9 protein-coding genes are annotated in these 14,371 nt (G+C 64.6%); all 9 read right to left on the reverse strand.

Annotation, left to right across the window (positions count from 1 at the left end):
• Positions 1–88 (reverse strand): GTP-binding protein (locus J0F76_RS08805; protein ID WP_199260480.1); only part of this gene is annotated, 88 nt, incomplete at its 3' end.
• A 63-nt stretch (positions 89–151) separates the two neighbouring features.
• Positions 152–2,275: an elongation factor G gene (gene fusA / locus J0F76_RS08810; RefSeq protein ID WP_207468119.1), complete on the reverse strand. Its 2,124-nt coding sequence runs from the start codon at positions 2,273–2,275 to the stop codon at positions 152–154.
• A gap of 18 nt (positions 2,276–2,293) precedes the next feature.
• A complete protein-coding gene (gene rpsG, locus J0F76_RS08815; protein ID WP_207468126.1) occupies positions 2,294–2,764 on the reverse strand; it encodes a 30S ribosomal protein S7 in 471 nt (156 codons plus the stop codon).
• Between the two features lie 12 nt (positions 2,765–2,776).
• On the reverse strand, positions 2,777–3,148 hold the full coding sequence (gene rpsL, locus J0F76_RS08820; RefSeq protein WP_022705687.1) for a 30S ribosomal protein S12: 372 nt from the start codon (positions 3,146–3,148) through the stop codon (positions 2,777–2,779).
• A 234-nt stretch (positions 3,149–3,382) separates the two neighbouring features.
• Positions 3,383–4,222, reverse strand: a complete 840-nt coding sequence (locus J0F76_RS08825; RefSeq protein ID WP_207468129.1) for a glycosyltransferase — start codon at positions 4,220–4,222, stop codon at positions 3,383–3,385.
• Positions 4,222–5,160: a DMT family transporter gene (locus J0F76_RS08830; protein ID WP_207468131.1), complete on the reverse strand. Its 939-nt coding sequence runs from the start codon at positions 5,158–5,160 to the stop codon at positions 4,222–4,224. Before J0F76_RS08830 ends, J0F76_RS08825 begins: the two co-directional genes overlap by 1 nt.
• A 115-nt stretch (positions 5,161–5,275) precedes the next feature.
• Positions 5,276–9,511 carry a DNA-directed RNA polymerase subunit beta' gene (rpoC, locus tag J0F76_RS08835; protein ID WP_207468134.1) on the reverse strand — a complete coding sequence of 1,412 codons (4,236 nt, stop codon included), beginning with the start codon at positions 9,509–9,511 and terminating at the stop codon, positions 5,276–5,278.
• 91 nt (positions 9,512–9,602) lie between these two features.
• Complete coding sequence (gene rpoB, locus J0F76_RS08840) at positions 9,603–13,748, reverse strand: DNA-directed RNA polymerase subunit beta (protein ID WP_207468142.1); 4,146 nt, start codon at positions 13,746–13,748, stop codon at positions 9,603–9,605.
• 229 nt (positions 13,749–13,977) lie between these two features.
• The gene (gene rplL / locus J0F76_RS08845; protein WP_207468144.1) at positions 13,978–14,352 is read right to left on the reverse strand and encodes a 50S ribosomal protein L7/L12; all 375 of its coding nucleotides are present in this window, start codon (positions 14,350–14,352) and stop codon (positions 13,978–13,980) included.
• Positions 14,353–14,371 lie beyond the last annotated feature (19 nt).

Consider the following 14,371-nt stretch of genomic DNA (forward strand, 5'->3'; position numbering starts at 1 on the left):
CCGTCAGCGTCGTCTTGCCGTGGTCAACGTGACCAATCGTGCCAATGTTGACGTGCGGTTTCGTCCGTTCAAACTTTGCCTTTGCCATAAGCAGGGCTCCTTAATTCATCGTTGTCGTGGAACGGGCGGGACTTTCGCCCCGCCCCGCCGATCAGGCGTATTTCTTCTGGATCTCGTCCGAGATGTTCTGCGGCACGGCCTCGTAATGGTCGAACTGCATCGTGAACACCGCGCGGCCCGAAGACATCGAGCGCAGGTTGTTGATGTAGCCGAACATGTTGGCCAGCGGCACGAAGGCGTCGATGACATTGGCGTTGCCGCGCGAGTCCTGCCCGCGGACCATGCCGCGACGGCTGGTCAGGTCGCCGATGATCGAGCCGGTGTATTCTTCCGGCGTCACCACCTCGACCTTCATGATCGGTTCCAGCAGCTTCGCACCGGCCTTGCGCAGGCCTTCACGCATGGCAGCGCGCGAGGCGATCTCGAAAGCCAGGACCGAGGAGTCGACGTCGTGGAAGGCGCCGTCGATCAGCGCGACCTTGAAGTCGATCACCGGGAAGCCCGCCAGCGGACCCGAGTCCATGACCGACTTGATGCCCTTCTCGACGCCCGGGATGTATTCCTTCGGAACCGCACCGCCGACGATCTTGGATTCGAACGAGTAGCCCTCGCCCGGCTGGGTCGGATCGATCTGCAGCTTCACGCGCGCGAACTGGCCGGTACCGCCGGTCTGCTTCTTGTGCGTGTAGTCGATCTCGGCCGGCTGGCTGATCGTCTCGCGATAGGCCACCTGCGGGGCGCCGATGTTCGCCTCGACCTTGAACTCGCGCTTCATGCGGTCAACCAGGATGTCGAGGTGAAGTTCGCCCATGCCCTTCATGATGGTCTGGCCCGATTCCAGATCGGTTTCGACGCGGAAGGAGGGGTCTTCGGCGGACAGGCGCTGAAGGGCGAGGCCCATCTTCTCCTGGTCTGCCTTGGACTTCGGCTCCACGGCGATCTCGATCACGGGTTCGGGGAAGGTCATGGTTTCCAGAACCACCGGCTTGGCGGGATCGCACAGCGTGTCGCCCGTGGTGGTGTCCTTCAGACCCGCCAGCGCGATGATGTCGCCTGCAAAGGCCTCCTCGATCTCCTCGCGGTTGATCGAGTGCATCATCATCATCCGGCCGACGCGCTCGCGCTTGCCCTTGGTCGCGTTCAGCATCTGGTCGCCCTTCTTGAGCGCGCCGGAATAGATCCGCGTGAAGGTCAGCGAGCCCACGAAGGGATCGTTCATGATCTTGAACGCGAGGCCCGAGAAGGGCTGCGCGTCATCGGCGGTCCGCTCGATGTTGCGGGTCTCGCTCTCGTCGCCCGGCGCGAAGCCCATGTAGGCGGGCACGTCCAGCGGCGACGGCAGATAGTCGATGACGGCGTTCAGAAGCGGCTGCACGCCCTTGTTCTTGAACGAGGAGCCTGCGGTGACCGGGAAGAACGACAGCGACAGGGTGCCCTGGCGGATCAGCTTGCGCAGGGTCGCCTCGTCGGGCTCGTTGCCCTCCAGATAGGCTTCCATGGCAGCGTCGTCCTGCTCGACGGCCAGTTCGATCAGGTTCGAACGCCACTCGTCGGCCAGGTCCTTCAGCTCGTCGCGGATCGGCTGACGGACCCAGCTCGCGCCGAGGTCTTCGCCCTTGTAGACCCACTCTTCCATCTTCACGAGGTCGACGATGCCCTCCAGCTTGTCCTCGGCGCCGATCGGCAGGGCGATCGGGCACGGGGTGCCGCCGGTGCGGTCCTTGATCATCTTCACGCAGTTGAAGAAGTCCGCGCCGATCTTGTCCATCTTGTTGACGAACACGATCCGCGGAACCTTGTAGCGGTCGGCCTGGCGCCAGACGGTCTCGGTCTGCGGCTCGACGCCGGCATTGGCGTCCAGCAGGCAGATCGCGCCGTCCAGAACGGCCAGCGAGCGCTCCACCTCGATGGTGAAGTCCACGTGGCCCGGCGTGTCGATGATGTTGAAGCGGTACTTCGTGTCCGAAGTCCCTTCGGTGGTCGGGTCTTCCTGGCGCTGCCAGAACGTGGTGGTCGCGGCAGACGTGATCGTGATGCCGCGCTCCTGTTCCTGCTCCATCCAGTCCATGGTCGCGGCGCCGTCATGCACTTCGCCGATCTTGTGCGACTTGCCGGTGTAGTAAAGGATGCGCTCGGTCGTCGTCGTCTTGCCGGCATCGATGTGGGCCATGATGCCGAAGTTACGGTAACGCTGCAGCGGATATTCGCGTGCCATGGTCTGAATCCTTTTGCCTTACCAGCGGTAGTGACTGAACGCCTTGTTGGCGTCGGCCATCTTGTGCGTGTCTTCGCGCTTCTTGACAGCGGTGCCGCGGCCGTTCACGGCATCGGCCAGTTCGCCCGCAAGACGCTCTTCCATCGTATGTTCGTTGCGCTTGGCGGCGGCGGTGATCAGCCAGCGGATCGCCAGGGCCTCGCGGCGGGTCGGACGGACCTCGACCGGAACCTGGTAGGTGGCACCGCCGACGCGGCGCGAGCGCACTTCGACGGACGGCTTCACGTTATCCAGGGCTTCGTGGAAGACCTCGATCGGTTCGCGCTTCAGGCGGGACTGGACGCGGTCCAGGGCCGAATAGACGATGCGCTCGGCAACCGATTTCTTGCCGTCAACCATCAGGTTGTTCATGAATTTGGTCAGCACGCGATCGCCATACTTGGCGTCGGGCAGGACTTCGCGCTTTTCAGCGGCGTGACGACGGGACATTGATGCCTCTCCTTACTTCGGACGCTTCGCGCCGTATTTCGAACGACGCTGGCGACGATCCTTGACGCCCTGGGTATCCAGCACACCGCGCAGGATGTGGTAACGGACACCCGGAAGGTCTTTCACGCGGCCGCCGCGGATCAGCACGACGCTGTGTTCCTGCAGGTTGTGCTTTTCGCCCGGAATGTAGGAGATGACCTCGAAGCCGTTCGTCAGGCGGACCTTTGCCACCTTACGCATAGCGGAGTTCGGTTTCTTCGGCGTCGTGGTGTAGACGCGCGTGCAGACGCCGCGCTTCTGCGGACAGCCCTGAAGGTGCTGCGACTTCGAGCGCTGCACCTTGGGCTGCCGCGGTTTGCGGATCAGCTGTTGGATCGTAGGCATTCGGTTCCCCGTCTTGCTCTGTCAATACTCGCAACCGACCGGTTGCGCCGCTTCTCGACGGCATTTCACGCGAATCGCGAAATGCCAAACCCATCCGGCCCCGGTTTCCCAGGGTGGACGGGAAAATTCCAGAGGATCGGGGCGGTTAGAGGCCCGGATCATGACCACAGAAGGTTCTGGCCCCAAGCGGTTTCCCGCCGGGTGTGGGGCGTATATGGGGAATCGACTGGGGTGTCAACAAGACCGGCCCCCCGCCGCCCCGGACAGCCGGCCTGCCAGACCCTCCAGGATGTCGCGGCGCAGCGCGAAGCGACGGGCCAGTTGGCGGTCCAGGTCGCCTTCGCCGATCTCCCATGGGATACCCGGCCCCATGTCGCCCGAGTCGCTGTCGGCATGGATCGAGCGGATGAACATCAGCGGCCGCGTGACCGCCACGCCGGGCATCCACAGCGGCAGCCTGGTATGGTTGAAGTGAAGCGCCGTCTGCGGCTGGTCCGGGGGCAGGAAGATCGTCAGGGCCACGCCCATGTTGTGCGCGATCCGTGGGGTGAACTGAAGCCCCCCTGCCCCGGCGCGCAGCATCAGCCCCCGGGAATGGTCCAGCGACAGCCGGCGCTCGGGTTGCCACAGGCCCCGCACCGCCGCGAAGTCCCTGCGCGCCGAGGCGACATAGTCCACCGCCACGGCATCGTCGTCGTCATGGCGGAAATGGCCCACCACATCCGCCGCTGGTTCGACATGGGGTGCGATGGCCGTCCGGCAGGCTTCCAGGTGCCGATCCATCGGCGCGACCAGTTCCAGCCGCAGTTGCGGCGTCGCCGCCCCCAGATCCCGCAGGTGCGACAGATAGGGCTCGGGCAGGTCGGGGCCGGTCATGATCACCAGCGTGAAGTCGGGATCGGTCTGGGCCAGCCAGCCCGGCAGCGCCAGCGTGGTGAACCACAGCCATCGCCGGGCCAGCCGCTCGGGGTCGTAGAGAAAGGCGCGGCGTTCCTCGATGCTGGCGTGGTCCCTCTGGTAGCCACGCAGGCCGACGTAGGAGAACCGGCACAGGCCCAGCATCTGCACCCGCATCAGCGAACCTTGCCCAGTTTGGCCTCGCGCAGGATCGTGTAGATGCCCGCGGCGACCACCAGGGCCGATCCGGCCCAGGTCCACAGATCCGGCCATTCGCCAAACACGATCAGCCCCATGACGATCGCCACCAGCAGCGAGGTATAGCGGAACGGCGCCACGTAAGAAATCTCTCCCACCCGCATGGAAGCCACCGCGGTGACATAGCCGACCGTGAGGAAGGCCCCGCCCAGGACCAGCAGCAGCGCCTGCGACAGGCTGGGCATGACCCATCCCTGCCCCAGGCTGACGACAAGGCCGACCAGCGTGACCCCGGCGGCGGCGTAAAAGGCGATCGTCGCCGAACTGATGTCGCGGCCGAAGCCGCGTGTCGCAAGATCGCGCAGCGCGACCATGGCCATCGCGCCCATGGCGACCACCGCCCAAGGGCCGAACACGCTGCCGCCCGGCCGCAGGATCAGCAGAACGCCCAGGAAGCCCAGGATCACGGCGCTGATGCGGCGCCAGCCCAGCGTCTCGCCAAAGAACAATGCGGCGGCAACCATGACCACCAGCGGCAGGGCCTGCATGATCGCGGACAGATCGCCCATCGCCATGTTCTGCAAGGCATTGAGGAACAGGATGGTCGAGGCGACCTCGCCCACCATGCGCCAGGCCATCGGCCGCCGCGCGGCAGCGGGAATGCGCAGGCTCAGGCCGCCCAGCCTCGGCGCCACGGCGACGATGAAGGCCATGACGACCAGGCCACGCAGGGTGATCGCCTGGTAAAGCGGCAGGTCCTGGGCGACGAACTTCATCACCGTGTCGTTCAGCCCGAAGGCCACCATGCACAACGCCATGAGGCTTGCGCCCCGCAGGTTGTCGCCGGGCAGAGGCACCGCCGGACGGATGGACGCCGGTTTCATCCGGCGGATCGGCGACATGATGGGGGTACGCATGAAAACCTCGTCCTCTCTGCGGACAGAGGGTCATTCCGCCGGCGCTGTCAAGCTGGCCGGACATGAAAAGGCCCGGCGCAGGGCCGGGCCTTTCCGTGGTTCATGGTGCGGACGATCACTCGTCGCCGCGGCCTTCGGGCAGGTCGGCGACACGGTCGGATGCAACCTCTTCCATGGCCGGCGCGATCAGGGCCGCGGCGGCCTCGGCCTCGGCGCGGCGCGCCTCGATCACCTCGGCATCACGCTCGGTCGCGATGCGGCGGACGCGGGCGGTGGCGCCGCCGGTGCCGGCCGGGATCAGGCGGCCGACGATGACGTTCTCCTTCAGGCCAAGCAGCTTGTCGCGCTTGCCCTGGACGGCCGCCTCGGTCAGCACGCGGGTCGTTTCCTGGAACGATGCGGCCGAGATGAAGCTGCGGGTCTGCAGCGATGCCTTGGTGATGCCCAGCAGCACCGGCTCGCCCTGGGCCGGACGGCCCCCCTTGGCTTCGATCTTGGCGTTCTCTTCCTCGAACTCGTCGCGCTCGACATGCTCGCCCTTCAGCAGGGTGGTGTCCCCGCTGTCGGTGATCTCGATCTTCTGCAGCATCTGGCGGACGATCACCTCGATGTGCTTGTCGTTGATCTTCACGCCCTGCAGACGATAGACGTCCTGCACCTCGTCGATCAGGTAGTCCGCAAGCGCCTCGATCCCCATGATCCGCAGGATGTCGTGCGGGGCCGGGTTGCCGTCCATGATGTAGTCACCCTTCTGCACGAAGTCGCCTTCCTGCACCGGGATGTGCTTGCCTTTCGGCACCATGTACTCGACGGGCGCGGCACCGTCTTCCGACGGCTCGATGGTGATGCGGCGCTTGTTCTTGTAGTCCTTGCCGAAGCGGACATAGCCGTCGATCTCGGCAATGATCGCGTGGTCCTTGGGACGACGGGCCTCGAACAGTTCGGCCACGCGGGGCAGACCCCCGGTGATGTCCTTGGTCCGTGCGCCTTCCCGCGGAATACGCGCCACCACGTCGCCCGCGCGGATTTCCTGGCCGTCCTCGACCGACAGGATCGCGTCCACCGACATCGGATAGCTGATCGGGTTGCCCTGTTCGTTGCGGACCGGATCGCCGTTCTCATCCATGATGATGATCTCGGGCTTCAGGTCGTTGCCTTTCGGCGCGGAACGCCAATCGGTCACGATCTTCTGCGTCATGCCGGTCGCATCGTCCGTCTCGTCGCGGACCGAAATCCCCGAGAGAAGGTCGACGAACTTCGTGACGCCCGCCTTTTCGGCGATGATCGGCAGGGTATAGGGGTCCCATTCGAACAGCTTGGCGCCACGGATGACCCGTTCGCCTTCCTTCACGAACAGCTTCGAGCCGTAGAACAGCTTGTGGCTGGCGCGTTCCTGCCCCTGGTCGTCCAGGATCAGCAACTGCATGTTGCGCGACATCACGACCTGTTCGCCATTGGCGTTGGTCAGGATGTTCTCGTTGCGGAACTGGACCGTGCCCTCGTGGGACGCCGCCTGGAACGACTGCTGGCCGCCCTGCGCGATGCCGCCGATGTGGAAGGTCCGCATCGTCAGCTGCGTGCCGGGTTCGCCGATCGACTGGGCAGCGATGATGCCCACCGCCTCGCCGATGTTGACCAGCGTGCCGCGGGCCAGGTCGCGGCCATAGCACAGCGCGCAGATCCCGTCCTCGGATTCGCAGGTCAGGGCCGAGCGGATGCGCACGGTCTGCACGCCCGCCGCCTCGATGGCGTCGGCCTTGCGTTCGTCGATCACCTCGTTCGCGCGGACGATGATCTCGTCCTCGCCCGGAACCAGCACGTCTTCGGCAGCAGTCCGGCCCAGCACGCGTTCGGACAACGGGCTGATGACCTCGCCGTCGTTGACCGCCGCCGAAGCGGTGATCGCCTGCTCGGTTCCGCAATCATGCTCGCGGATGATGCAGTCCTGCGCCACGTCCACCAGACGACGGGTCAGATAGCCCGAGTTCGCCGTCTTCAGTGCCGTGTCCGACAGACCCTTCCGGGCGCCGTGGGTCGAGTTGAAGTATTCAAGAACGGTCAGGCCTTCCTTGAAGTTCGAGATGATCGGCGTCTCGATGATCTCGCCCGAGGGCTTGGCCATCAACCCGCGCATCCCGCCCAGCTGCTTCATCTGGTTGGTCGAACCCCGCGCACCGGAATGCGCCATCATGTAGACCGAGTTCGGCTCCATCTCGGCGCCGTTCGCGTCCTTCTTGGTGGCCGAGATGGTGGACATCATGGCCTCGGTCACGCGGTCGTTGCACTTCGACCAGGCGTCCACGACCTTGTTGTACTTCTCGCCCTGGGTGATCAGGCCGTCGAGATACTGCTGCTCGAACTCCTTCACCTGCTCCTGGACTTCCTCGACGATGGTCCACTTGTTGTCGGGCACCACCATGTCGTCCTTGCCGAAGCTGATGCCGGCGCGGAACGCCTCGCGGAAGCCGAGGCCCATGATCTGGTCGCAGAAGATCACCGATTCCTTCTGCCCGCAGTAGCGGTAGACGGTGTCGATGACGTGCTGCACGTCCTTCTTGCGCAGCAGGCGGTTGACCAGCTCGAACGGCGCCTTGGCGTTCATCGGCAGCAGCGCGCCCAGCCGGACGCGGCCCGGCGTGGTCTCGAACCGCTTGACGACCTCGTTGCCGTTCTCGTCGATCTGCTTGATGCGCGCGGTGATACGCGCGTGCAGATGCACCTCGCCTGCGGCAAGGGCGTGCTCGACCTCGTTCACGGTGGCGAAGGCCATGCCCTCGCCCTTCATGCCGTCGCGCTGCATCGACGTGTAATACAGGCCCAGAACCATGTCCTGCGACGGCACGATGATCGGCGCGCCGTTGGCGGGCGACAGCACGTTGTTCGTGGACATCATCAGGACGCGCGCTTCCAACTGAGCTTCCAGCGACAGCGGGACGTGCACGGCCATCTGGTCGCCGTCGAAGTCGGCGTTGAAGGCCGAGCAGACCAGCGGGTGCAGCTGGATCGCCTTGCCCTCGATCAGGATCGGCTCGAACGCCTGGATGCCCAGGCGGTGCAGCGTCGGCGCGCGGTTCAGCAGGACCGGATGCTCGCGGATCACCTCGTCCAGGATGTCCCAGACCTCGGGGCGTTCCTTCTCGACCAGCTTCTTGGCCTGCTTGACGGTGGACGACAGGCCCTTCGCCTCGAGCCGCGAATAGATGAACGGCTTGAACAGCTCCAGCGCCATCTTCTTGGGCAGGCCGCACTGGTGCAGCTTCAGTTCCGGTCCGGTCACGATGACCGACCGGCCCGAGAAGTCCACGCGCTTGCCCAGCAGGTTCTGGCGGAAGCGGCCCTGCTTGCCCTTCAGCATGTCGGACAGCGACTTCAGCGGGCGACGGTTGTTCCCGGTGATGACGCGGCCCCGACGGCCGTTGTCGAACAGCGCATCGACGGATTCCTGCAGCATCCGCTTTTCGTTGCGCACGATGATGTCGGGCGCGCGAAGCTCGATCAGGCGCTTCAGGCGGTTGTTGCGGTTGATGACGCGGCGGTACAGGTCGTTCAGATCCGACGTCGCGAACCGGCCGCCGTCCAGAGGAACCAGCGGACGCAGTTCCGGCGGGATGACCGGGATCACGGTCAGCACCATCCACTCGGGACGGTTGCCCGATTCCAGGAAGGACTCGACGATCTTCAGGCGCTTGATGATCTTCTTGGGCTTCAGCTCGCCCGTGGCTTCCTTCAGATCCTCGCGCAGCTGCTCGGCGGTGGCGGCCAGGTCGATGTTGGCCAGCATCGCGCGGATCGCCTCGGCCCCGATGTCCGCCTGGAAGGCGTCGGCGCCGAAGTTGTCCTGCGCGTCGAGGAATTCCTCCTCGGTCAGCAACTGGCCATAGGTCAGGTCGGTCAGGCCCGGCTCGATGACGACGTAGTTCTCGAAATAGAGAATCCGCTCAAGATCGCGCAGCGTCATGTCCAGCATCAGGCCGATGCGCGACGGCAGCGACTTCAGGAACCAGATATGCGCGACCGGCGCGGCCAGCTCGATATGGCCCATCCGCTCGCGGCGGACCTTCTGCAGGGTCACTTCCACGCCGCATTTCTCGCAGACCAGGCCGCGATACTTCATGCGCTTGTACTTGCCGCACAGGCATTCGTAGTCCTTGATCGGACCGAAGATGCGCGCGCAGAACAGACCGTCACGCTCGGGCTTGAACGTGCGGTAGTTGATCGTTTCCGGCTTCTTCACCTCGCCATAGGACCAGGCGAGGATTTCCTCGGGCGAGGCCAGCGAGATCTTGATTTCGTCGAACTGCCGCGGCGGGGCCAGCGGGTTCAGGGGATTGGTGGCGAGTTCCTGGTTCATTCTTTTTTCCTAATGAAAGGGCGCGGGGGAGAGACGGTGCGTGAAGATCACGCACCCTACGGCATGGTAGGGTGCGTGCTTGCACGCACCGTTACTCGTCCTCCTCCGCATCCAGGAGTTCCATGTTGAGGCCCAGACCCCGGACCTCCTTGACCAGCACGTTGAACGATTCCGGCACGCCGGCCTCGAAGTTGTCGTCGCCCTTGACGATGGACTCGTAGACCTTGGTCCGGCCCGCGACGTCGTCCGACTTGACCGTCAGCATCTCCTGCAAGGTATAGGCGGCGCCATAGGCTTCCAGCGCCCAGACCTCCATCTCACCCAGACGCTGGCCGCCGAACTGCGCCTTGCCGCCCAGCGGCTGCTGCGTGACAAGCGAGTACGGCCCGGTCGAACGTGCGTGCATCTTGTCATCGACAAGGTGGTGCAGTTTCAGGACATACTTCATGCCCACCGTCACCTTGCGCGAGAACTGCTCGCCCGTGCGGCCGTCGAAGACCACGGACTGACCCGAGGTGTCGAAGCCCGCCCGCCGCAACGCGTCGTTCACGTCCGCCTCTTTCGCGCCGTCGAAGACGGGCGTGGCAATCGGAACGCCGGTGCGCACCGTGTTGGCGTGTTCCACCAGCAGGTCGTCATCCATGCCGTCGAAGGTCTCGGCATACATGTCGTCGCCATAGCCGATGCGCATCGCCTCGCGGACCGGAGCCATGTCGCCGTTGCGGCGATAGTCCTCCAGCGCCTCGTCGATCTTGATGCCAAGACCGCGCGATGCCCAACCCATGTGGGTCTCCAGGATCTGGCCGACGTTCATGCGCGACGGCACGCCCAGCGGGTTCAGCACCAGGTCGACCGGGGTGCCGTCCGCCAGGAACGGCATGTCCTCGATCGGGACGACCTTGGACACGACGCCCTTGTTGCCGTGACGGCCGGCCATCTTGTCGCCCGCCTGAAGCTTGCGCTTCACGGCGACAAAGACCTTGACCATCTTCATCACGCCCGGCGGCAGGTCGTCGCCCTGACGGACCTTCTCGACCTTGTCCTCGAAGCGGGCCTCGAGGGCCTTCTTCTGGGCGTCATACTGATGGTTCAGCGCCTCGACTTCCTTGGCGGTGTCTTCCTCGCTGACGGCAAGCTGCCACCACTGGCCGCGCGACAGCGTGCCCAGCAGATCCTCGGTGATCTCGCTGTTGGCCTTGATCCCCTTCGGACCCTTCACGGCGGTCTTGCCCAGGATCAGCGACTTCAAGCGCGCATAGATGTTGCGGTCCAGGATCGCCTGTTCGTCGTCGCGGTCACGCGCCAGACGCTCGACTTCCTCGCGCTCGATCTGCAGGGCGCGTTCATCCTTGTCCACACCATGGCGGTTGAAGACGCGGACTTCCACGATGGTCCCGTAAGCCCCCGGCGGCAGGCGCAAGGACGTGTCGCGCACGTCGGACGCCTTTTCGCCGAAGATGGCGCGCAGCAGCTTTTCTTCCGGCGTCATCGGGCTTTCGCCCTTGGGGGTGATCTTGCCCACAAGGATGTCGCCCGGCCCGACCTCGGCGCCGATATAGACGATGCCGGCCTCGTCGAGGTTGCGCAGGGCTTCCTCGCCGACGTTCGGGATGTCGCGGGTGATCTCCTCAGGCCCCAGCTTCGTATCGCGGGCCGCGACCTCGTATTCATCGATATGGATCGAGGTGAACACGTCGTCGCGGTGGATCCGCTCGGAAATCAGGATCGAGTCCTCGTAGTTGTACCCGTTCCAGGGCATGAAGGCCACGACCACGTTGCGGCCGATGGCCAGTTCGCCCTGGTCGGTCGAGGGACCGTCCGCGATCACCTGACCGCCCACGACTTTCTCGCCCACCTTGACCAGCGGACGCTGGTTGATGGTCGAGGACTGGTTCGAGCGCTTGAACTTGCGCAGACGATAGATGTCCACGCCCGCATCGCCGGCACCCAGACCTTCGGTCGCGCGCACGACGATACGCTGCGCATCGACCTGGTCGATCACCCCGCCCCGGCGCGCCATGATGGCAGCCCCCGAGTCGCGCGCAACAGTCGCTTCCATGCCGGTGCCGACGAACGGCGCCTCGGCCCGCAGAAGCGGAACCGCCTGGCGCTGCATGTTCGAGCCCATCAGCGCGCGGTTGGCGTCGTCGTTTTCCAAGAACGGGATCAAGGCTGCTGCGACCGAAACCAGCTGCTTGGGCGACACGTCGATCAGGTCGATAGCATCGACTGGGTTCAGGGTGAAGTCGCCCGCCTGGCGGGTCGAGATCAGCTCGTCCACGAAGCGACCTTCGGCGTCCAGCGTCGCGTTGGCCTGAGCAACGGTGTGTCGCATTTCCTCGGTCGCGGACATGTAGACCACGTCGTCGGTCACGCGACCCTCCACAACCTTGCGGTAGGGGGTTTCGATGAAGCCGTACTTGTTCACGCGGGCGAAGGTCGCCAGCGAGTTGATCAGGCCGATGTTCTGGCCTTCCGGCGTCTCGATCGGGCACATCCGGCCGTAATGGGTCGGGTGAACGTCGCGCACCTCGAAGCCCGCACGCTCGCGCGTCAGACCGCCCGGCCCGAGGGCCGACAGGCGACGCTTGTGCGTCACTTCGGACAGCGGGTTGGTCTGGTCCATGAACTGCGACAGTTGGCTGCTGCCGAAGAATTCACGAACGGCAGCCGCCGCCGGCTTGGCGTTGATCAGGTCCTGCGGCATGACGGTGTCGATCTCGACGCCCGACATGCGTTCGCGGATGGCGCGTTCCATGCGCAGCAGGCCGACGCGATACTGGTTTTCCATCAACTCGCCGACCGAACGCACCCGGCGGTTGCCCAAGTGGTCGATGTCGTCGATCTCGCCCTTGCCGTCGCGCAGTTCCACCAGGCCGCGAACGCAGGCCACGATGTCTTCGGGGCGCAGCGTCCGCTGGGTGTCCGGCGCGTCCAGATCCAGGCGCATATTCATCTTGACCCGGCCCACGGCGGACAGGTCATAGCGTTCGCTGTCGAAGAACAGGCTGTTGAACAGCGTCTGCGCGGCTTCCACGGTGGGGGGCTCGCCCGGGCGCATGACGCGATAGATGTCCATCAGGGCACCCTCGCGGCTCATGTTCTTGTCGGCGGCCATCGTGTTGCGGATGTAGGGGCCGACGTTGACATGGTCGATGTCCAGCACCGGGATCTCGGTGATGTCGTTGTCCAGCAGGACCTTGAGCAGGCCGCCGTTCAATTCGCCATCGCGGTCGTATTCCGCCGTGATCTCGTCGCCCGCCTCGGCATAGATGAAGCCGGTGGTATCGTTGACGATGTCCTTGGCGACGAAGCGGCCGATGATGCGCTCGAACGGAACCAGCAGGTTCAGGGCCTCGCCCGATTCCTGAAGCTTCTTCACCAGGCGCGGCGTGACCTTGTCGCCGGCCTTGGTGATGACCTCGCCGGTGTCGGCATTGACCAGGTCATAGGACGGACGGGTGCCGCGCACGCGTTCGGGGAAGAAGCGCGTGACCCAGCCCTGCGACCGGCCCTCGCGGCGCAGGCTATAGTCCACGGTCTCGTAGAAGGCATCCACGATGCCTTCCTGGTCCATGCCCAGCGCATAAAGCAGCGTCGTCACCGGCAGCTTGCGGCGGCGGTCGATGCGCGCGAAGACCAGATCCTTGGCGTCGAACTCGAAGTCCAGCCACGATCCGCGATAGGGAATGATGCGGCAGGCGAACAGCAGCTTGCCCGAGGAATGGGTCTTGCCCCGGTCATGGTCGAAGAACACGCCGGGCGAGCGGTGCATCTGCGACACGACGACGCGCTCGGTCCCGTTCACGATGAACGTGCCGTTCTGGGTCATCAGGGGCATGTCGCCCATGAAGACGTCCTGTTCCTTGATGTCCTTGACCGACTTGGCGCCGGTGTTTTCATCGACATCGAACACGATCAGGCGCAGCGTGACCTTCAGCGGCGCGGCATAGGTCATGTCGCGCTGCTGGCACTCGTCCACGTCGTATTTCGGGCGTTCCAGCTCGTACTTGACGAATTCCAGCGTCGCGGTCTCGTTGAAGTCCTTGATCGGGAAGACCGACTGGAACACGCCCTGGATGCCTTCGCCGTCGTGATGGCCGGTGCCCTCACCCGAGTTCAGGAACAGGTCGTACGAGGATTTCTGAACCTCGATGAGGTTCGGCATCTCCAGCACTTCGCGGATGTTGCCGTAGTAGCGCCGGATACGCTTCTGGCCGACATAGGATTGCGCCATGAGGTCTTGTCACCTTTCGTCTTCGCGCGCGGTCCTGGTCGGGGCACCCAGGACACGGGCCTACGAATGCAGGGGTAAGGTCCCATTCATGCCGCCCGTCCCACCGCGCGGCTCCCGAACCTTGAACATGCCCTGAAGGATTGTCTGACCCAGACCGCCCTTCAAGACAGGTTCGGCAGGGACCGGAAAATCCGGACCCTGCCCCTTTTTCAACCAGCCTGGCGGCCGATTACTTCAGCTCGACCTTGGCGCCAGCCGCTTCGAGCTTCTTCTTCATTTCCTCGGCGTCGGCTTTGGAAGCGCCTTCCTTCACCTTGCCGCCGGCTTCGACCAGGTCCTTGGCTTCTTTCAGGCCCAGGCCGGTGATGCCGCGAACTTCCTTGATCACGTTGATCTTGTTGGCGCCGGCTTCGACCAGGACGACGTCGAATTCGGTCTTTTCCTCGGCGGCTTCAGCCGGGCCAGCGGCCGGGCCAGCCATCATGACGGCGCCGCCGGCGGCGGGCTCGATGCCGTACTTGTCCTTCAGGATCGTCTTCAGTTCCTGGGCTTCCAGCAGGGTCAGGCCCACGATTTGTTCGGCGAGTTGGTTCAGATCAGCCATTTTTCCGTTCTTTCAGTTA

Source organism: Paracoccus fontiphilus (assembly GCF_017356265.1).
Classification (GTDB): Bacteria; Pseudomonadota; Alphaproteobacteria; order Rhodobacterales; family Rhodobacteraceae; genus Paracoccus; species Paracoccus fontiphilus.